Origin of the sequence: Rhodococcus oryzae, assembly GCF_005049235.1 — a bacterium.
Taxonomy (GTDB): Bacteria; Actinomycetota; Actinomycetes; order Mycobacteriales; family Mycobacteriaceae; genus Rhodococcus_G; species Rhodococcus_G oryzae.
Genome location: NZ_SUMD01000018.1, coordinates 35,663 through 53,424 on the forward strand (window position 1 = coordinate 35,663; position 17,762 = coordinate 53,424).

Annotated in this window: 19 protein-coding genes; 11 read left to right on the plus strand and 8 right to left on the minus strand. The window is 69.1% G+C overall.

The features are described 5' to 3' along the window. The first annotated feature begins 7 nt into the window (after positions 1-7). The gene (locus FCG67_RS24235; RefSeq protein ID WP_136912128.1) at positions 8-679 is read left to right on the plus strand and encodes a Rid family hydrolase; all 672 of its coding nucleotides are present in this window, start codon (positions 8-10) and stop codon (positions 677-679) included. Between the two features lie 50 nt (positions 680-729). On the opposite strand, the gene FCG67_RS24240 is transcribed toward FCG67_RS24235, so the two are convergent. Further along, entirely contained in the window at positions 730-1,254 is a 525-nt protein-coding gene (locus tag FCG67_RS24240) for a hypothetical protein (RefSeq protein WP_136912129.1), read from the minus strand. 151 nt (positions 1,255-1,405) lie between these two features. On the opposite strand from FCG67_RS24240, the gene FCG67_RS24245 reads away from it, so the two are divergent. Both FCG67_RS24245 and FCG67_RS24250 read left to right on the plus strand, forming a co-directional pair. Then, entirely contained in the window at positions 1,406-1,876 is a 471-nt protein-coding gene (locus tag FCG67_RS24245; RefSeq protein WP_136912130.1) for an SRPBCC family protein, read from the plus strand. After that, positions 1,873-2,196 (plus strand): ArsR/SmtB family transcription factor, encoded by a 324-nt coding sequence (locus tag FCG67_RS24250; RefSeq protein WP_136912131.1) that lies wholly within the window; start codon positions 1,873-1,875, stop codon positions 2,194-2,196. The genes FCG67_RS24245 and FCG67_RS24250 overlap by 4 nt, the downstream gene beginning before the upstream one ends. 11 nt (positions 2,197-2,207) lie before the next feature. Here FCG67_RS24250 and FCG67_RS24255 read toward each other — a convergent pair whose 3' ends face one another. Continuing rightward, the gene (locus FCG67_RS24255; RefSeq protein ID WP_136912132.1) at positions 2,208-2,984 is read right to left on the minus strand and encodes a deoxyribonuclease IV; all 777 of its coding nucleotides are present in this window, start codon (positions 2,982-2,984) and stop codon (positions 2,208-2,210) included. A gap of 209 nt (positions 2,985-3,193) precedes the next feature. Between FCG67_RS24255 and FCG67_RS24260 the strand changes: the two genes are divergently transcribed. The 3 genes from FCG67_RS24260 to FCG67_RS24270 all read left to right on the plus strand — a co-directional run bounded on the left by FCG67_RS24260 (position 3,194) and on the right by FCG67_RS24270 (position 7,461). Beyond that, positions 3,194-4,006: a DUF3472 domain-containing protein gene (locus tag FCG67_RS24260; RefSeq protein ID WP_136912133.1), complete on the plus strand. Its 813-nt coding sequence runs from the start codon at positions 3,194-3,196 to the stop codon at positions 4,004-4,006. Positions 4,007-4,128: 122 nt separating this feature from the next. Beyond that, positions 4,129-4,938 (plus strand): ABC transporter ATP-binding protein, encoded by an 810-nt coding sequence (locus tag FCG67_RS24265; protein WP_077042384.1) that lies wholly within the window; start codon positions 4,129-4,131, stop codon positions 4,936-4,938. A gap of 3 nt (positions 4,939-4,941) precedes the next feature. Further along, positions 4,942-7,461, plus strand: coding sequence for an ABC transporter permease (locus FCG67_RS24270; protein WP_246045264.1), 2,520 nt, complete (start codon positions 4,942-4,944; stop codon positions 7,459-7,461). Positions 7,462-7,490: 29 nt separating this feature from the next. Here the strand turns inward: FCG67_RS24270 and FCG67_RS24275 are convergent, their stop codons facing one another. Genes FCG67_RS24275 through FCG67_RS24285 form a run of 3 tightly spaced genes read right to left on the minus strand, consistent with a single transcriptional unit; the run spans position 7,491 to position 10,283 of the window. After that, positions 7,491-8,126, minus strand: coding sequence for an AMIN-like domain-containing (lipo)protein (locus tag FCG67_RS24275; protein WP_136912134.1), 636 nt, complete (start codon positions 8,124-8,126; stop codon positions 7,491-7,493). Beyond that, on the minus strand, positions 8,123-8,605 hold the full coding sequence (locus FCG67_RS24280) for an SgcJ/EcaC family oxidoreductase (RefSeq protein WP_136912135.1): 483 nt from the start codon (positions 8,603-8,605) through the stop codon (positions 8,123-8,125). The genes FCG67_RS24275 and FCG67_RS24280 overlap by 4 nt, the downstream gene beginning before the upstream one ends. Positions 8,606-8,651: 46 nt before the next feature. Further along, positions 8,652-10,283: a hypothetical protein gene (locus FCG67_RS24285; protein ID WP_425467884.1), complete on the minus strand. Its 1,632-nt coding sequence runs from the start codon at positions 10,281-10,283 to the stop codon at positions 8,652-8,654. Between the two features lie 137 nt (positions 10,284-10,420). Here FCG67_RS24285 and FCG67_RS24290 point away from each other — a divergent pair, with 137 nt between their 5' ends. Then, on the plus strand, positions 10,421-11,632 hold the full coding sequence (locus FCG67_RS24290) for a hypothetical protein (protein ID WP_136912136.1): 1,212 nt from the start codon (positions 10,421-10,423) through the stop codon (positions 11,630-11,632). A gap of 3 nt (positions 11,633-11,635) precedes the next feature. Here FCG67_RS24290 and FCG67_RS24295 read toward each other — a convergent pair whose 3' ends face one another. Then, complete coding sequence (locus FCG67_RS24295; RefSeq protein WP_246045265.1) at positions 11,636-12,250, minus strand: TetR/AcrR family transcriptional regulator; 615 nt, start codon at positions 12,248-12,250, stop codon at positions 11,636-11,638. Positions 12,251-12,419: 169 nt separating this feature from the next. Here FCG67_RS24295 and FCG67_RS24300 point away from each other — a divergent pair, with 169 nt between their 5' ends. Both FCG67_RS24300 and FCG67_RS24305 read left to right on the plus strand, forming a co-directional pair. Next, on the plus strand, positions 12,420-13,592 hold the full coding sequence (locus FCG67_RS24300) for an acyl-CoA dehydrogenase family protein (protein ID WP_136912138.1): 1,173 nt from the start codon (positions 12,420-12,422) through the stop codon (positions 13,590-13,592). A 9-nt stretch (positions 13,593-13,601) separates the two neighbouring features. After that, the gene (locus FCG67_RS24305; protein WP_136912139.1) at positions 13,602-14,732 is read left to right on the plus strand and encodes an acyl-CoA dehydrogenase family protein; all 1,131 of its coding nucleotides are present in this window, start codon (positions 13,602-13,604) and stop codon (positions 14,730-14,732) included. A 61-nt stretch (positions 14,733-14,793) separates the two neighbouring features. On the opposite strand, the gene FCG67_RS24310 is transcribed toward FCG67_RS24305, so the two are convergent. Beyond that, positions 14,794-16,011 (minus strand): glycoside hydrolase family 183 protein, encoded by a 1,218-nt coding sequence (locus FCG67_RS24310; RefSeq protein WP_136912140.1) that lies wholly within the window; start codon positions 16,009-16,011, stop codon positions 14,794-14,796. 325 nt (positions 16,012-16,336) lie between these two features. Between FCG67_RS24310 and FCG67_RS24315 the strand changes: the two genes are divergently transcribed. Continuing rightward, on the plus strand, positions 16,337-16,555 hold the full coding sequence (locus FCG67_RS24315; protein ID WP_136912141.1) for a hypothetical protein: 219 nt from the start codon (positions 16,337-16,339) through the stop codon (positions 16,553-16,555). A 37-nt stretch (positions 16,556-16,592) separates the two neighbouring features. Beyond that, positions 16,593-17,345 carry a DUF429 domain-containing protein gene (locus tag FCG67_RS24320; RefSeq protein WP_136912142.1) on the plus strand — a complete coding sequence of 251 codons (753 nt, stop codon included), beginning with the start codon at positions 16,593-16,595 and terminating at the stop codon, positions 17,343-17,345. A 192-nt stretch (positions 17,346-17,537) separates the two neighbouring features. On the opposite strand, the gene FCG67_RS25275 is transcribed toward FCG67_RS24320, so the two are convergent. Further along, positions 17,538-17,762 (minus strand): hypothetical protein (locus FCG67_RS25275; protein WP_211243313.1); only part of this gene is annotated, 225 nt, incomplete at its 5' end.

Sequence of the window (17,762 nt, forward strand, 5' to 3'; positions counted from 1 at the left end):
ACGAACGATGCAGAACCGCATGCGATTCACCGCTGCCACCGCCGCCGCTGCGGCAGGGATCATCGTCCTGGCCGGCTGCTCCTCCGATACGGAGGAACCCGCGGTGCCCGCGGAGTCGGCGGCCTCGACGTCGGTGCTCGAACCGGGCGAGGCGAACCCGATGATCGCCCAGGGCGTCACCATCGCCGGCGACAGCGCCGTATACAAGACGAGTGGGCTCGGGCCGTCCGCGATGAACAAGGCGGCGCCGGAGGGCAGCCCGGAGTCCTATGTCGACACCGCGCAATTCTCCGGCGGGGTGCTCCCGCCGGGGGTGACCGTCACCGAGGCCCAGGGCATCGGGGTGCTCAAGAAGATCCGCGAGAGCCTGGAGGCGCAGGGCCTGACCCTCGGGGACGTCACCACCATGCGGGTGTTCCTCGACAATGCGCCGGGCACCGACCGCGCCGACTACGCCGGCTGGAACCGGGCCTACCGCCAGTTCTTCGCGAACACGAATCTCGAGACCGGGGACACCGAGTTGGTGGCGATGGGGACCGCGGAGCCGGCCGCGCCGCTCGAGCGGAACGAGGCGCGCCCCACTCGGTTTGCGCTCGAGGTGGGCAGCCTGCCGGTGCCGGGCTGGCTGGTGGAGGTCGAGGTGGACGCGGTGTACCCGGCGGGGAAGGGCCCGCAGTAGCGGTCGGGGCGGTACCCGGCGCGGTTCACCGGCCCCTGGTGCCGCCCCGTTCAGCGCGCAGGCGTGAGCGGCTGCTCCCCGAGTGACTCCCGGATCGCACCGATCAGTGCGGACTTCTTGTCGGTGTACCGGATCCGGAACGCGTCCTGGTCGGTGACGCCGTCGATGGTGGAGTCGGTGACGAATCCGAAGAGGGCGACGGTCGCGTCGACCACCGGTCCGGGGGCGCAGATCCGGAGTTCGTTTGCGATCGAGTCCATCTCGACGATGGACCGGGCCAGGGCCTTCAGTTGCGGGTCGTCGGACTCGAGCGACTCCTCGAGGTCCGCCTCGGCGAGCACGGCGTGGTCGACCTCGACGATGCTGTTGTGTGCCCGGTCGGCCGCGGCGAGGAAGCGCACGTAGGTCGATCGGGCCTGCGGGTCGGAGGTGTTGGTGCGGACCGGTTCCGGTGTCGATGCCGATCTGCCGCGCCGGACGGCGAACACGCCGAGCAGGATCCCGAGGATCATCGACAGCGGTACCGCCCACCAGGGTGCGGTATCGGAGCTGAGGGCCTCGACCAGCGAGTTCACTTGCCGATCCTAACAATTGGCGACCCGAATTCCCGGTAGCGACGGGCGGCGACACGCGCCCCCATAGTGCAACCATGGGGTTGCACCAGCTGAGGAATAGTGCAACCATTGAGTTGCAGCTATCGCGGGCAACCCACAGGAGGAGATCGAGATGACGTCGACAGGTCAGGCAACAGTGGACGAGGGGCGCTACACCGTGAGCCGCACCGTGGTCATCAACGCGACGCGCGATCGGGTGTGGGAGGCGCTGACCGATCCGGAGCACATCGCAAAGTGGTTCGGCCAGCGTGCGGTCATCGACTCGCTCACCGTCGGGGCCAGGGGCGTCTTCAGCTGGGACGAGCACGGCGACATGCCGCTCGAGATCATCGAGGTCGACGAGCCCGACCGCTTCGGGTACCGCTGGGGCCAGGCCGATGACCCCGACCTGATCCGCGGCACGGACGTGCGATTTGTGCTCCGCGAGCTCGGTGGCTCGACCGAGCTCACCGTCGTCGAGACCGGGTTCGACCGGGTCAGCGACGTGGAGTCCGCTCGTCGCGACGCGCTCGAGGGCAACCGGCAGGGCTGGAACGCCGAACTGGACGAGCTCGTGGCCTACCTCGAGGCGAAGGCGGCATGACCGGAGGGGTCCCGGCACCGACCCGCGTGTTCGCCGCGCTCGCCGACGACACCCGCTGGGACATCCTCGTGCTGCTCGGCGAGGCGGACCTGTCGGCATCCGCGCTCGCCGATCGCCTGCCCGTCAGCAGGCAGGCGATCGCGAAGCACCTCGCGGCGCTGGAGGCCGCCGGGCTCGTCGAACGCGTCCCGGCGGGCCGGGAGGTGCGATACCGCGCGATCGGCGCCACCCTCAGCGCGGTCGGTCGCAGGCTCGAGGCGATCGGCGCGCGATGGGACGCGCGACTCGACGAGATCAAGCGGATCGCCGAGGCGCTGTAAGCGGAATCGGCTCAGGCGTTGCCGACGGCCTCGCGCAGGTAGGCGAGGTCGTCGGCGAGGCCGTCCGCCGGGGTCTCCAGGATGACCGGGGCCTGCGCGGCGAGCACGACTGCCGCGAGCACCTCCGGGTCGATGGTGCCGTCGGTCAGGTTTGCGTGCCGGTCCCGCGCGGAGTTGAACTCGTCGCGGGAATTGTTCAGGTGCACCAGGTCGATGCGCCCGGTGATCGCCTTGATCCGCTCCACCACGCCGACCAGATCCTCGCCACCGGCCCACGCATGGCAGGTGTCGAGGCAGAAGCCGGCGCCGAACTCGCCGACCTGGTCCCACAGCCGGGCGATGTCGTCGAACCGCCGGGCCATCGACGATTCCCCGCCCGCGGTGTTCTCGATCAGGATCGGCACCTCGAAGCCACCCTTGTCGGCCTGCCGTTCGAACAGCTTGCGCCAGTTGTCGAACCCCGCGGCGGGGTCCTCGCCGTCGCGGACGTGCCCGCCGTGCACCACCAGGCCGATCGCGCCGAGGTCCGCCGCGGCCTTCGCCTGCTCGGCAACCGACTTGCGGGAGGGGATCCGGATCCGGTTGTTCAGGCTGGCCACGTTGATGACGTACGACGAGTGGACCACGACGTCGATCGCGCTCTCGCGGATCTGCTCGGCCCTCGGATGCGGGGTCAGCTTGTTCCACTTCTGCGGATCGGTGAGGAACAGCTGCACCACCTCCGCGCCGAGCCGCTCACCTGCCCCGATGGGATCGTCGTCCTCGCGTACGTGTGCTCCGATGCGCATGGTTACCAGGGTAGGGCCTGGGTCGGACAGACGACTTCGAGAACCCGCCACCTGCTTCGTCGGGGTAGCGGAGATCAATACGGGCAGGGTGGCCAGGGGCATACCTGTTTTCGGATCAGATGGACGGATCTCCCGCGAAAGCCCTGTAGAAACTGGATGACCTCACGGTCATCGATCACGGCATCACCCACTTCACGTAGGAGATTTGCATGTTCGCCAAGGCCGGAAGGCTCGCCCTCTCCGCTGCAGCCGCCGCTTCAGTCGCTGTGCTGATTCCCGGGATCGCCCACGCCGGCTGGGGGCAGACTCCAGGAAACTATGCATCCTGGTCCGCGCCTGCGAACCCGACATCGTTCACCATCCCGATGACTCTGCAAGTCGATCCGGGTAACTACAACGCCTACTGGTCCACCCAGTTCGAGTTCGCCGGAGTGGACGCGTCCGGCTACTTCGGCTTCCAGACCCATCGCGACGGCGGCGGAATGTTCCTGGCCTCGGTGTGGAATGGGGTTTCCGGTACCGCCGGATCGACGGGAACATACTGCAAACCCTTCGCCGAGGACGGTACCGGCAAGACCTGTCGGTGGGATGCTCGCCCGCAGCTCGGGCATGTGTACGAGCTGACGGTTGCCCGTGACTCGAGCGGCACGGGCTGGACATTCACTGTCGACGACCGCACGACCGGCGCATCGACGGTCTTGGGAACGATCACACTCGCAGGAACCGCCACGCTGGAGAAGAACTCCTTCATCTCCTGGACGGAGTACTACGACTGGAACAACCCGAATACCGTGTGCGCGGACGCCAAATACTCCAAGATGCTGTTCGGAATCCCCAGCACCAGCGAGGGGCAGGGAAACTACACGAACAGCTGGAAGTCCAAGACCTGTCAGGAGCTGTCGGAAGTCACCGTGAGTCCGGCCGGCGCCACCGAAGAGAACGGGCCTCGGCCCCTGGTTCCCCCGGTTCCCCTGGTGCCCCCGGTGCCCCCGGCAGTCTCGACCGGGAGCCTCGGCAGCTGACTTCGAGCATCCCGCCCACCCCGAGCAAAAGATCAGGGTGGTCCCTGATGGCGCTCGCATATCGGCTCCGGCAAGACTGGTGCGGTCGCAGTGTCAGCCCAGCCCCAGGACGAAAGGCAGTCATGAGCTCGCATGCCCTCGGCGCCGTCGCGGTGTCAACCGAAACGCCGGCCCCCACCCCCGTCGCCGCCCGCGCGCAGAACCTGAACAAGACGTACGGCTCCGGGGACACCCAGGTCCGCGCGCTGGACGGGGTGTCGGCCGACTTCGCGCGCGGCGAGTTCACCGCGATCATGGGGCCCTCGGGGTCCGGTAAGTCGACGCTGATGCACTGCCTGGCCGGGCTGGACTCCGCCACCTCGGGATCGGTCATGATCGGGGACACCGAGCTGACGACCCTGTCGGACAAGCAGATGACTCAGCTGCGGCGCGACCGGATCGGTTTCGTCTTCCAGGCGTTCAACCTGGTACCGACGCTCACGGCGCTGGAGAACATCACCCTCCCGCTCGACATCGCGGGCCGCAAGGCCGACCCGTCCTGGCTCGACAACGTGCTCACCCGGCTCGGGCTCAAGGACCGGCTCGACCATCGGCCGAGCGAGCTGTCCGGCGGCCAGCAGCAGCGTGTCGCCTGCGCGCGGGCGTTGGCCGGTCAGCCGGAGATCATCTTCGGCGACGAGCCCACCGGCAACCTGGACTCGCGCTCCTCCGGCGAGGTGCTGGCCATCCTGCGGGCCGCTGTCGACGAGTTCGGCCAGACCGTCGTGATCGTCACGCACGATCCGCGGGCCGCGAGCTACGCGGACCGGGTGGTGTTCCTCGCCGACGGCCACATCGTCGACGAGTTGCGTGACCCGACCGCCGAGACCGTCCTGGACCGGATGAAGCGGCTCGACACCGTCGACACCGTCTCCGTCGACGGACAGGGCTGAGACATGTCCTCACCCATGCGCAAGGTGTCGCTGCGAAACCTCGCGGCGCACAAGGTCCGGCTCGCGCTGACCGTGCTGTCCGTCGTCCTCGGCACCGCCTTCGTGGCCGGGTCGTTCGTGTTCACCGACACGCTGCAGAAGACGTTCGACGGGCTGTTCGCGGACGCGGCGAAGGGCGTCGACGTCCGGGTCAGCGGACTGGAGGAGGGGTCGAGCGGGGTACCGCTGACCGAGCTCCCGACGCTCGAGGCGGTCGACGGGGTGCGCGCGGTCGTGCCTGCCGTCGACGGTCCGATCGTGCTGCTCGGCGCCGACAAGAAGCCGCTGCAGTCCGGCGGCGCGCCCAGCATCGGGCTGTCGTACACCCCGCCGGAGCAGGCGCTCGGCGATCCCGACGTGATGGTCGCGGGGGCGCCGCCTGCCGCTCCTGGCCAGATCGCGCTCAACGAGGGCGCGGCACGCAAGGCCGGTCTCGCGGTGGGGGACCGCACCCAGGTGCTGGTACCCACGAGCGGCGTCATCGACGTCACGGTCAACGGGATCTACCAGACACCGTCCGACTCCGGCGGATTCGTCGGCGCGCAGTTCGACGGTGCGCAGGCGCGCGAGCTCTTCACCGACGGCAGCCACGTGGACTACATCGACGTCGCGGGCACCGGGGTCTCGCAGTCCGAGCTGCGCGACCGTGTCGCGGCCGCCCTCCCGGATCTCAAGGTGGACACCGGCGATCAGGTCCGCGAGGACGTGAAGGCGGAGGTGAACTCGGCGCTCAGCTTCATGAACTACTTCCTGCTCGCGTTCGGCGCGATCGCGCTGCTGGTCGGAACGTTCATCATCTACAACACCTTCTCGATGATCGTGGCACAGCGGCTGCGCGAGCTCGCGCTGCTGCGGGCGATCGGCGCCAGCCGCAAGCAGGTGGGGCGTTCGGTGGTGCTCGAGGCGCTCATCGTCGGCCTCCTCGGCAGCGCGCTCGGCATCGCAGCGGGCGTCGGCCTCGCCTACGGGCTGCGTGCGATGCTCAACGGCTTCGATGTCGGGTTGCCGTCCGGGCCGTTGCAACTGGAGCCGCGCACCGTCATCGTCGCGCTCCTCGTCGGCGTGCTCGTCACGGTGGTCAGTGCCTACGCGCCCGCGCGCCGGGCGGCCAAGGTGCCGCCGGTGGCGGCGATGCGGGAGGAGTTCTCCTCCACCGGTGACTCGCTGCGGGTGCGGACGCTGGTCGGCGCGGTCGCCGCGGTGGTCGGCGGCGCGCTGCTGCTGGTCGGCTCGCGCGGCACCGGCGGCGGGGCGGCCACGACGGTCGGCCTCGGTGCGGCCGCGTTGATCGTCGCGGTCCTGCTCGCGGCCCCGGCGCTCTCGCGCCCGGTGGTGGGCGCGCTCGGCGCGGTGTTCGCCAAGCCGTTCGGTCCGGTGGGCCGGCTGGCCCGCACCAACGCCGTGCGCAACCCCCGCCGCACCGCGGCGACCGCGTTCGCGTTGACCCTCGGGCTGATGCTGGTATCGGTGATCGGTGTGTTCGGGGCGTCCGCGAAGGAGAGCGTGAACTCCCTGGTGGACAACGGTGTTCGCGCCGACTACATCCTCGCGGGCCCGGATTCGATGGGTGTTCCCCTCGGCGCGGCGGCCGCGGTCGAGGACGTGCCAGGGGTTGCGGATGCTGTCGAACTGCACGGCGTTGCGGTCAAGATCGACGACGAGGAACAGTTCGGCACCGCCCTCAGCGGACAGCTCGACGGTGTCCTCGACTACACCCTCGAGGAGGGTTCGGCCGAGCTGGCAGGCACCAACATGTTGGTCTCCCGGACGACCGCCGCAGAGAAGGGATGGCGGATCGGTACGCCGGTCGTCCTGACCGACCGCGACGGCGAGCAGGTGACCACCAATGTCACCGGCATCTACGCCGACTCCCAGCTCCTCGGCGACTGGATGGTGCCCGAATCGGTGTACGAGCAGGTGACCCCGGCTGCGGTCAGGGCGGTCTGGGCGGTGCTGATCGAGGCCCAGCCCGGCGCCGACCTGGCGGCGATGCGCGGAGATCTGGCGGCGGCGACGGACAAGTTCCTGGTCGTACAGGTCAAGGACCGTGAGGAGTTCAAGGGCAGCCAGGGCAAGCAGATCGACACCCTGCTGGCTGTGCTCTACGGGCTGCTCGCGTTGGCCATCGTGATCGCGATTCTCGGGATCATCAACACCCTCGCGCTGTCGGTGGTGGAGCGGCGCCGCGAGATCGGAATGCTCAGGGCCGTCGGCATGCAACGGCCGCAGGTGCGTCGCACCATTTACCTCGAGTCGGTGCTCATCGCGGTCTTCGGTGCGGCGGTCGGTGTGCTGCTCGGAGTCGCGTTCGGCTGGGGCTTCGTCAGCACGCTGGCGGATGAGGGCCTCGACGTGATCGCGGTGCCGTGGGGGCAGGTGGTCGCCATGCTGCTCGGCTCCGCGGTGGTCGGCGTGCTGGCCGCGCTGTGGCCGGCCGCGCGGGCCGCGCGCACCAAGCCGCTGGAGGCGATCGCCGGGGTGTGATCGCTGTGCCGCCGGGCTGGTCGTCGACGTCAGTGCTCGATGTCGACGACCAGCCTGGTCGGGTTGTTCAGGGTTGACACCGTGAACGGATGCCCGCCGGACTCGAGCCCGATGAACGACTGGGTCGTCCCCTCGAACACGCCGGAGATCCGGGTCTCGGTGACCAATTCGGAACCCTCGCCCGGTAACGGGTTCGGTCCGTCGTACTCGGCGACGCCCGTGTCGAACGGATAGCCGCTGCCGGTGATGAGGACCTCGAGGATCGCATCGCCTGCCATCGGGATCACCTCCCCGCTGCCCTCCTGCACGGCGAGGTCGGCGTAGCGGACCGACCAGCCGGGAACGCCGGTGCCGCCCAGTTCGTAGACCACGCGGTCATAGCCGTCGTGGCCGCCGACGCGCAGGCCGGTGACCGTCAGGCGCGCGTCGTCGGACGCGTCGGCCCGCTGGGGGTCGGTGCTCCAGGCGGTGTTCGGGGTGGTCGACATGAGCGTGGCGCCCGAGCCGGACGTGGGGGAGTCGACCGGCGCCGCGCTGACCGACCCCGAGGTGGTCGCGAGGCCGTCGCTGCCGTCGCCGCAGCCGGTCAGCGCGAGCACCCCGCCCACCGTCAGCACGCCACAGAGCGCGACGAGCCGAGTGCGGGGTGTGGTCGGGCGGTTCATGATTCCGGCATCTCGGAGGAGTGGTGGTTCACGATCAGCCATTCGCCGTCCCTCTTCTCGTATACGAATGTGTAGCGGGCATCGACGATCTCCGGGCCCTCCGGCTTGTTCATGGTGAATCGGTAGACGCCGGTGTCGATCGCGTTGTCCGCGTCGAGCACGTTGACGACGGACTGCTCGATCACCGCGCTCGGCTTGTTGGGCAGGAATCCGGTGAAGTAGTCGACGATGCCCGCGCGGTCGGTGCGCACCTCATTGGACACCGTCGGGAGGAGCACCGCGTCCGGGGCGTACAGGTCGGCGACGGCCTCGGGGTCGCCGGTGGCCAGCGTCTCGTTCCAGGTGTCGAACAGCTCGGCGACCTGTTCCGGCGACGGCGGATCATCCTGCGCGACTCCGGAGATCGGGTCCGCGCATGCCGTGAGGGCCGCGATGGCGCCCGCGGTCAGTGCGATGGATCGAACGGTGGGCTTGTGCATCGCGGCACCTGATTTCCTCGGTTGTCGTTCGATGGGTTCGACGGTGCTACCTCACCACCAGATCGTGGTCGGTCGCGCTGAGGGTGATCGCGGCGATCTGCCTGCCCCGCATCCAGTCCCGGACGAAGCCGTCGAGCGCGGGATCGTCGCCGCGCGTGTCGAAGGCGTCGCGGGGGATCTCGACGGCGCCGACGAGATGGCGCGGCTCCCCGTCGAGACCGGGGGCGCGGGGGCCGAGGCGCAGTCCGTCCGCGGTGTGCAGGATCACCGGGATCTCGGCGCCGTCGGGCGCGGTCACCGTCGCCGCCCTGCTGGTGGCCGCCGGGTCGAAGTGCGACACCGAGATGCGGTAACCCGATGGCGCGGCGTGTGATCCGACCGCGTCGAGCAGCCGTGGGTCGACCACCGAGTAGGGGAGCCCGATGTCGATCAGGGTCTGGCCGTCGATGCTGCCGTCGCGGGCGGGCAGGTTCCCCGACAGGTGCCAGGGTGCGGGCGGGGCCAGGGTGTCGTTCGACCTGTCTGCCGACGGGTTGTCCACAGGGACGCCAAGGCGCGCCGCGTCAGTGCGGGTGAATTCCCATTCGGGCGTGGTCGGGGTCTTGTGCCAGAACCCGGTGGCGCCGTCGCGGCGGCCCTCGACCCGCAGTTCGCGCTGGCCCGGGCCCGGCCCGGTTGAGTTGACGCTGATCGCCGAGGTGATCTCGCCGGGGACCTTGGGCTGATGGACCCAGTCGGGCGCGGGCAGCTGGATGGCGGCGGTGCTGCGATCGAGCAGTTCGGCGAAGATGTTGGGCGCGGTTGGCTTACCGGCTTGGCTGTCCCAGCTGTACCGGAAGAAGACCGAGTCCGAGCCCGACGAGTCGAAATCGAAACTGCGGGTGTACATGTCGCCGTACCTGTTCATCACGAAGGTCGTCGACCCGGCCGCGGACAGCGAGATCGACTGGAACCGGCCACCGAGCGGGCCGCCGATCTCGTAGCTGTCGTCGTTCGGCAGCCACGGATCGGCGAAGGTGATGCGGCTGCCGTCGCCGGTCAGCGCGGGCAGCATCGTCATCTTCCCCAGCCCCACGTAGTGGATTCGCCCCGCGATGTCCGTGAAGGTCTGGTTGTCCCACGGGGAGGAGACGCTCAGCGCCCAGCCGTTCCCGTTCTCGCCCGGAAGTTGTTGTCCAGGAGCGAACCACAGAGGCGAGCCCCACGCGGACGTCCAGTTCCAGAGGATCGGGTCCTGAGAGGCGTTGTCCATCGTGTAGATCCAGCCGTTGTCGTCGACGGCGGCCAACTCGTCGTCGTCCACGGAGATCCCGATCAGGCGGTCTCGCAGGCACTCGGGCATCGGGACGTAGCGCCACGGTTCGGCGTTGGCGCCGCCTGCCGTTCGGGGACGGGTGAGCAGGTCGTGGCCGACCAGTGCGAAATCGGAGAACCGGTTGAACTGCGTGGTCGGCGTGCGTAGTTCGACGCTGGCCGGAGCGGAGTGTCCGGTGAACACCGGCAGGTTCGTCAACCCGAGCCTGCCACCGCCGGACGGGACTCCCGGCGGCAGCTGCGCGGTCCCGAACGGCACGCAGGCGGCGGTCTGGCTCGGCGGTGCCTGTGCCGCGGCGACGGGTACCGGCAAGAGCAGGCCAACCGCCGCGATGCCCCACAACCGCAGCAGTGATGGACGGATCCGGCGTCTGTTTCCGCGTTCGGGTGATTGCGTCACCACCCGAGTTTCCCATCCCGGGTGTGCAAGATCCACGACACGGTCGCGGCGCGTTCCCCGGATTTCTGGAACAGTGGAGTCCTGGAACTCGAGGAGGCTCGATGTCGGATGACCCGCAGGTCCCGGGCGATTACGAGACCGCGGCGCAGCGCCGCGAGCGGATCTCGCTGCAGGTGCGACGGTGGACCGAGGGGGCGTGGGTCGAGGCGCGGCTGCCGGTGTTGTCCGACGAGGCGGCCGTGCTGATCGCGGCCGGACACGTCGATGTCGCCACGCGCGAGACCCTGGCCGAGCGTCGGCGGACGGGCCGGACCATCCCGTCGATCGGGGGCTTCGGTGCGCTCCGACGACTCACCGACGAGCAGGCCCGGCTCGCGAGTCGGGCGGCGGAGCTGCGGCCGGGGCCCGTGCAGGCGGTTTTCACCTTCCGGGCGGCGGAGGCTGCCAAGCGGCTCGATCACCTGCGGTCTGCCATGGTGCTGTCCGCCACGCATTACGCGAGCGGGGTCCGTGCGATCCGGCGGGAGCGCCGCGACGGGGTGCACCTCGAACCAGACCAGCGGGAGGCGTTGTTCGCCGCGCTGCAGCGGACCCCGGTGCCCGTCACCTCGGGCGATCGCCCCGTCGACCAGGTGCGGAACGCGACCCTCGGCGCCGCCGCCGAGCGGGTGGCCGCGCTCACCGAGAGCACCCCGCTGGCAGGCGTCGGTCGCCGGGCCGCCGAGGCCCTCGCCCAGGGCGCCGCGCCCGAGGGTGAGCGGTTCGCGGACCGCTACGACACCCTGCTCTACCTGGCGGGCACGCTGTACGACCGGATCGACGGGTCGTCGGCCTGGCATTCGGAGCACTTCCTCATCCAGCGGGCCCAGCTGGACCTGGCGGACGAGCTGATCCAGATCGCGGCCGACACGGTGGCGCTGCGGGGGATCACCGCCGAGCTCGCCGCGGCCATGCGATCCACGCGGGGCGAGGGTGCCCGCGTCCAGATCACGGCGCGGCAGACGGCGCTGGCGCCGGTGTGGCACCAGCTGGTCGATCGGGTCGCGGCGCTGGCCCGCATCGGTGACCTGTTGTCCCAGGCGGAGGAGCAGTTGCAGGCGATCGCCGCGGTGCAGCGGACGATGAGCCTCGATTCGAGGATCGACGACCTCATCGCGCGCTCGGGCAACCGGGAACTCTCGGCGGAGAACACCCATCACGTCGGCGACCAGTTCGGTGGGGTCGAGGAGCTGATGGGGACCTATCAGAGCGTCCTGTACCGGGACATCCTGGCGCTCACGTCGCGCGCGGAACCGGGCCGCGGGCGGGACTGACGGTCAGGCGGTCGCCGCGACGAGGCGAAGGGCCAGTTCGGAATACAGCTCCGCGACCCGATCCGGTTCGGTGAAGCCGCCACCGGGGAACCATCGGCACACGTCGACGCAGAGCGAGGTGATCGCGAGGGTCACGCCCTCGACGTCCGGCACGACGAACGAACCGTCCGCTGCGCCCGCCTTGACGATCCTCTTGACGATCCGGTTCACGTCGCGGCGGAGGCCGATGATCGTGCGGTAGTGCTCGGGGGAGAGTGCGGTCAGCTCGTACTGCACCACCCGTCCGCGGGCGTGGTGCGTGGCATGCCAGCGGGTGAAGGCGCCGACGACCGCGCGCAGCCTCGCGGTGGGTGGCGAGTCGACGGGATCGGCGTCGGTGAGCAGTTCGACGCACCGCTGGTGGCCCTCGTAGCTGATCGCGTAGAGCAGCTCTTCCTTGGACTTGTAGTGCGGGTACATCGCGGCGGGGCTCAGGCCGAGGCGGGCGGCGATGTCGCGGGTGGTGGTCCCGCCGTAGCCGTTCTCGGCGAACGCCTCCACGGCCGCGGCCCGGATCCGCGCGGCGGCCTTGGAGCTGCTCACCACGCCGGGTGTCTCCGCCGCCACCGATTCGCTCACCCTTCGCCTCCGCTTCACGTTCTGCACCTTGACAACACCCGCCAACGGGACCAGTATAAGCATGCGCTTAGGAAATGAGCGTGCGCTTAGTTCTGCGGGTGCGCGCTCTCGGCTCGCCCCGTCCGGTTCGGCCGGCCGGGGTTCGGCGATCTGACACAGAAAGCACACAATGAACCTGAAACTCACCGACGAGGAACTCGCCTTTCGCGACGAGATGCGCACGTTCTTCACCACCCAGGTCCCGGCCGAGATCCGTGAGCGCGCCGCGCGCGGCGGCGAGCTGACCGCCCAGGACTTCAAGACCACCCAGGCGATCCTCAACGCCTGCGGGCTCGCGGTGCCGAACTGGCCGGTCGAGTGGGGCGGTCGCGACTGGACGCCGGTGCAGCGTCACATCTGGCTGGACGAGATGCAGCTGGCCTCCGTGCCGGACCCGCTGGCGTTCAACGCCGACATGGTCGGACCGGTCATCGCGGCCTTCGGTTCGCAGGAGCAGAAGGAGCGGTTCCTGCCCGCGACCGCGAACCTCGACATCTGGTGGTGCCAGGGCTTCTCCGAGCCGGAGGCGGGTTCCGACCTGGCCTCGCTCAAGACCCGCGCCGTCCGGGACGGCGACGACTACATCGTCAACGGCCAGAAGACGTGGACCACGTTGGCGCAGCACGCGGACTGGATCTTCTGCCTGGTCCGGACCGACCCCAACGCCCCGAAGCGGCAGGCGGGCATCTCGTTCCTGCTCATCGACATGAAGACCCCCGGCGTCACCGTCCGCCCGATCAAGCTGATCGACGGCAGTTACGAGGTCAACGAGGTGTGGTTCGAGGACGTCCGCGTCCCGGCCGAGAACCTCGTGGGCGAGGAGAACGCCGGCTGGGGATACGCGAAGTTCCTGCTCGGCAACGAGCGCACCGGCGTCACCCGGGTCGGCACCTCCAAGGTGCGCCTGGCGCAGGCCAAGGAGCTGGCGGCCCAGACCAAGGTCGGCGACGGCACGCTGCTGCAGGACCCGCTGTTCGCGGCGCGTCTCGCGGAGCTCGAGAACGAGCTGCTCGCGCTCGAGCTGACCCAGCTGCGGGTGGTCGCCGGCTCGGCGGACGGCAAGCCCAACCCGGCGTCGTCGTTGCTCAAGCTGCGCGGCTCGGAGCTGCAGCAGGCCTCCACCGAGATCCTCATGGACGTCGCGGGCCCCGATTCGCTGCCGTTCGGCGCGGCCGACATCGACTCGCCGTCCTGGGCGCAGCACGCCGCCCCGACCTACCTGAACTACCGAAAGGTATCCATCTACAGCGGATCGAGCGAGGTGCAGCGCACCATCATCGCCTCTTCGATCCTCGGATTGTGAGGCGCCGCAATGGACTTCGAACTCAATGACGAACAGGTCATGCTGCGCGACACGACCCGTGAGCTGCTCGCCCGCAGCTACGACGCCGAGAAGCGCAACGCCGTCACCGCCACCGACCTCGGCTGGAGCCGGGACGTGTGGAAGAGCTTCGCCGAGATCGGCCTGCTCGGGCTGCCGTTCGCCGAGGAGGACGGCGGGATGGGCGCCGGACCGGTCGAGACGATGGCCGTGATGAACGAGATCGGCCGGGCGCTGGCGCCGGAGCCGTACCTCGCCGTCCTGCTCGCCGGTGGGCTGATCGCGGACGCGGGTTCGGCCGACCAGCGCGCGCGCTACCTGCCTCGGGTCGCCGAGGGCACCGTGCTGCCGGCGTTCGCGCATGCCGAGCCCGGTAGCCGGTGGCCCGCGAGCGAGGTCTCGACGACAGCCACCGCGCGGGGCGACGGCTGGGTCCTCACCGGCCGCAAGAACCCGGTCCTGCACGGCGACTGCGCCGACAGCCTGGTCGTCAGCGCGACCCTGCCCGGCGGGGGAGTGGGCCTGTTCCTGGTCGACGCCGCCGCCGAGGGCGTGACGCGACGCGGCTACGCCACCCACGACGGGCTCCGCGGCGCCCAGATCGAGTTCGCCGACGCGCCTGCCGAGCAGCTCGGTGACGGCGGCGACGTCACCGCCGCGATCACCGCCTCCGAGGTGCGCGCGCAGGCCGCGCTGTGCGCCGAGGCGGTCGGTGCGATGGCGGAGACGCTGCGGCTGACCACGGAATACCTCAAGCAGCGCAAGCAGTTCGGTGTTCCGCTGGCGAAGTTCCAGACCCTGACCCAGCGCGCGGCGGACATGTACGTCTCGCTCGAGTTGGCGAGCAGCATGAGCCTGTACGCCACGATGTCCCTTGCGGACGGCGTGAAGGACCCGACGATCGCCTCGCGGGCCAAGCTGCAGATCGGGCGGGCCTCGCGGCACATCGGTCAGGAGGCCATCCAGATGCACGGCGGCATCGGCATGACCGCCGAGTATCCGGTGGGGCACTACCTCTCCCGGCTCGTCGCGATCGAGCACACGCTCGGCAGCGCCGACGACCACCTGCGCGTGCTGGCGGGCACCGTCGCCGACCACGAGATGGTCAACGTCTCGCAGTAACCCGCAGCGGCCGAGAGCCCCGCCGACCCGTGCGGTCGGCGGGGCTCTCGGCCGTCGGGGGTCAGCGGCTGAGCTTGGTGCGCATGATCATCACGTTGTAGTCGGACCAGGTCGTGGCCAGGAAGTACAGGTTCTCGCCCTCCGACCAGGGATGCATGTATGCGCCGTAGAGGCCGGGCACGGTGGCGCTGCTGATCAGCGTTTCCGGTGCGCTCCACGGCCCGGTCAGCACCGGTGCGGTCCGCATGATCAGCGCGTTCGATTCGTTGGAGTACAGCGCGATGAACTTGCCCAGGTAGGCGCTGTACTGGACGGACAGCTCGCTGACGCTGCCGTCCAGCACCGGCGCCGCGACCGCCGGGTTGCCGACCACCCAGCCGTGGCCGTCCCAGTACTCGTAGCCGGCGACGTTCAGGATGGAGGCCTCCGGGGTGCGGGAGAGCCGGGCCTGCCCGGAACGACCCGAGGGCGTGCCGAAGTTGTAGATGAAGCCGTCGTGCTTGACGAAGGCGCCCATCTGGAAATTCTGATTTCCCGACGCCGGGAGATTCGCCCGGGAGAGGGCGTCGTCGAGGACATTCAGTCGCACCGATTCCGGCCGCGGCGTCCACGTCTCACCATTGTCGGTGGAGGTTGCGATCTGGGAGTAATTGGTGACCCATTCGCCGGGCGCCGCCCAGCTGCGGATGGACATGTAATTGATGTATTGCACCCCGTTGACGGAGATTCCGGTGGTCGGGATGACGGTGTGTTCGACGCCGGGGATCTTCTTGCTCGGGAGGAATTCCTTCGAATGGTTCGGCCGGTCAAGGGGCGAGCTGTCGATGCTCATCCCGTCGCCGAGTTCGCGGTCGGAGCTGCGGAAGAGCACGTTGCTCCGCCAGTCGCCCACCAGGCCCTCGCACAGCGGGGCCTGGCTGAGCCCGGTGGTGTCGCCGAACGCGGTGAGGACCTGGCCGGCGCCGTTGTCCCACATGATGCCGAGATCGGTACCGACCACGTTGAACCGCCTGGCGGTGTCGTTGGGGCCGTTGAGGCCGGTGACATGCTCGACCGCCTGGGTCTTGCCCTTCAGGTTGGGGAGCCGCCCGTCCTGACCGTTCAACCACGGGATCGGGTTGCCCGCGCCGCCGGTGCTTCCGAACCCGCTGCTCCCGCCGCTGCCGGTACCGCCGCAGAACGGATCCGCCGTGGCGGAGGGTGCGGAGACGGCGAGCACCGCAGTCGACGCCATCGTCGCGGCGAGGGACAGCATCAAGAACTGGGGGGTACGGGTCATCGGTTGGGCCTTCCCTCTCGATTCTGCGTAGCGGCCGAACAGCAATCGCGGCCGCTGACAATCTAACGAAGCGGGAGAAAAGGGGCCGTGTGCTTGGATAACCGTTCGGACAAGACTTCGAATTGCCTCCGAAGGCGGCAAAGGTCTCGATTTGGATAACGACGCCGCGCCTATCCGGATTGTCGGCATCGTGCCGCTAGCGTTTCGGGCGGAAATGCGGCTCAGGAGTCTTACGCACCCGAGAGGCGTAATTCTCGACGATGCAGATACCAAGCCGGCGGCTCGCGTGCGAGGCGCCGAAGAACTTCCGAGTAGGTGTTCGAGCATGACCACAATCGCCCCGCCCGCCGTCAAGACCCTCAGTGCCTGCGTCTTCGTGACCGGGCTCGTCGGCGCCGCCATCGGCATATACGGCCTGGATGTCGAGGTCGCCGTGCTGTGGCTCATCGTCGCGTCCGTCTCCGGTCTCTACCTTCTGAAACTGCGGGCCGAGTCGCACGGTCGGCTCGAGCGACCCGCGCGCTCCCGAAGCACGACCGCCTAGCCGCCCACGCGAAGGTGCGCGCACCTAGCCTCGTGTGATGCGAACGGTGGGTGTGGACCTTGCGGCGGAGCCGGGGAAGACCGCGGTAGCGGTGATCGCGTGGTCCGAAGGTGCGGCGAAGGTCGAGAGCCTGCGGTTGGGCGTCGGCAACGCGGAGATCGTCGAGGCTGCCCGCGGCGCCGAGCGAGCGGGGATCGACTCGCCGTTCGGGTGGCCCGAGGCGTTCGTCCGCTTCCTGAACGAACACGACAGTGACAGGCTGCCTGTTCCCAACGGACTGGAGAGCAGGGACGGCCGCAGGCCGTTGGCGATGAGACGCACCGACCTCCTCGTCCGAGCGTCGACCGGTCTGTCCCCGCTCAGCGTCTCCGCCGATCGCATCGCGCACGTCGCGTTCCGCTGCGCGGGACTGCTCGCCGAGCTTCGGGACAGTGGTGTCGAGGCCGGCCGGGTCTCGGGCCGCGCGGTCGAGGTGTACCCGGCCGCCGCGCTTCTCGGGTGGGGCCTGCCCGCACGTGGCTACAAGGGACTGGTGAACCGGGCGGCACTGATCGAACTCGTGACCGGGTTCGGTGAGGCGGCGCCGTGGCTGGACCTCGGAGCGGGGGAGAGGTTGTGTCGGGAATCCGACGACGCCTTCGATGCAGTGGTGGCCGCCGTGGTGTCCCGCGCCGCCGCGCTGGGCCGGACGGAGCTGCCCGGGGCCCAGGATCGGGCGGTGGCGGAGCGGGAGGGGTGGATTCACCTACCGAATTCGCCTCTCGAAACGCTGCGAGGCACGCAATTGTGAGGACCGGAAGCCGATTACCGCGTCCGACCAGGCGTTTTGGTGTTCTGAGGTTTGTCGCGTAACTTTTGTCGAGTCAGAGCGACACGGACACCGACCCGGCCGAGAGGCGCGGGACACGAGGTTGGACGTCAGGCGCCTGGCAATCCCGAAGTTTAGAGCCGGTTTCGACCGGGTTTGTCTTCGACTGCCTCCTCAGTGTGGCAGGGCCGGTTTTGACCGGGTCTGCTCGATGAGATAGGCTGGAACAGTTGCCCCGGAACGGCCGAGAATAACTCTTTCTGATGTTAGAGCTTGGTGGTGATGGTGTGTGCGTGTTCTTTGAGAACTCAACAGTGTGCCGATGAATGTCAGTGCCAAATTTTGGTACTCCACACCATTTGGTGTGGGTATTTGCTGGCTCTTTTCCTTCTTCCGTCG

Bases quoted from the DNA above. Each gene is read 5' to 3' on its own strand.
- FCG67_RS24235 (WP_136912128.1), top strand. From the start codon at position 8: ATGCAGAACCGCATGCGATTCACCGCTGCCACCGCCGCCGCTGCGGCA.
- FCG67_RS24245 (WP_136912130.1), top strand. From the start codon at position 1,406: ATGACGTCGACAGGTCAGGCAACAGTGGACGAGGGGCGCTACACCGTG.
- FCG67_RS24250 (WP_136912131.1), top strand. From the start codon at position 1,873: ATGACCGGAGGGGTCCCGGCACCGACCCGCGTGTTCGCCGCGCTCGCC.
- FCG67_RS24255 (WP_136912132.1), bottom strand. From the start codon at position 2,984: ATGCGCATCGGAGCACACGTACGCGAGGACGACGATCCCATCGGGGCA.
- FCG67_RS24260 (WP_136912133.1), top strand. From the start codon at position 3,194: ATGTTCGCCAAGGCCGGAAGGCTCGCCCTCTCCGCTGCAGCCGCCGCT.
- FCG67_RS24265 (WP_077042384.1), top strand. From the start codon at position 4,129: ATGAGCTCGCATGCCCTCGGCGCCGTCGCGGTGTCAACCGAAACGCCG.
- FCG67_RS24270 (WP_246045264.1), top strand. From the start codon at position 4,942: ATGTCCTCACCCATGCGCAAGGTGTCGCTGCGAAACCTCGCGGCGCAC.
- FCG67_RS24275 (WP_136912134.1), bottom strand. From the start codon at position 8,126: ATGAACCGCCCGACCACACCCCGCACTCGGCTCGTCGCGCTCTGTGGC.
- FCG67_RS24280 (WP_136912135.1), bottom strand. From the start codon at position 8,605: ATGCACAAGCCCACCGTTCGATCCATCGCACTGACCGCGGGCGCCATC.
- FCG67_RS24290 (WP_136912136.1), top strand. From the start codon at position 10,421: ATGTCGGATGACCCGCAGGTCCCGGGCGATTACGAGACCGCGGCGCAG.
- FCG67_RS24300 (WP_136912138.1), top strand. From the start codon at position 12,420: ATGAACCTGAAACTCACCGACGAGGAACTCGCCTTTCGCGACGAGATG.
- FCG67_RS24305 (WP_136912139.1), top strand. From the start codon at position 13,602: ATGGACTTCGAACTCAATGACGAACAGGTCATGCTGCGCGACACGACC.
- FCG67_RS24310 (WP_136912140.1), bottom strand. From the start codon at position 16,011: ATGACCCGTACCCCCCAGTTCTTGATGCTGTCCCTCGCCGCGACGATG.
- FCG67_RS24315 (WP_136912141.1), top strand. From the start codon at position 16,337: ATGACCACAATCGCCCCGCCCGCCGTCAAGACCCTCAGTGCCTGCGTC.
- FCG67_RS24320 (WP_136912142.1), top strand. From the start codon at position 16,593: ATGCGAACGGTGGGTGTGGACCTTGCGGCGGAGCCGGGGAAGACCGCG.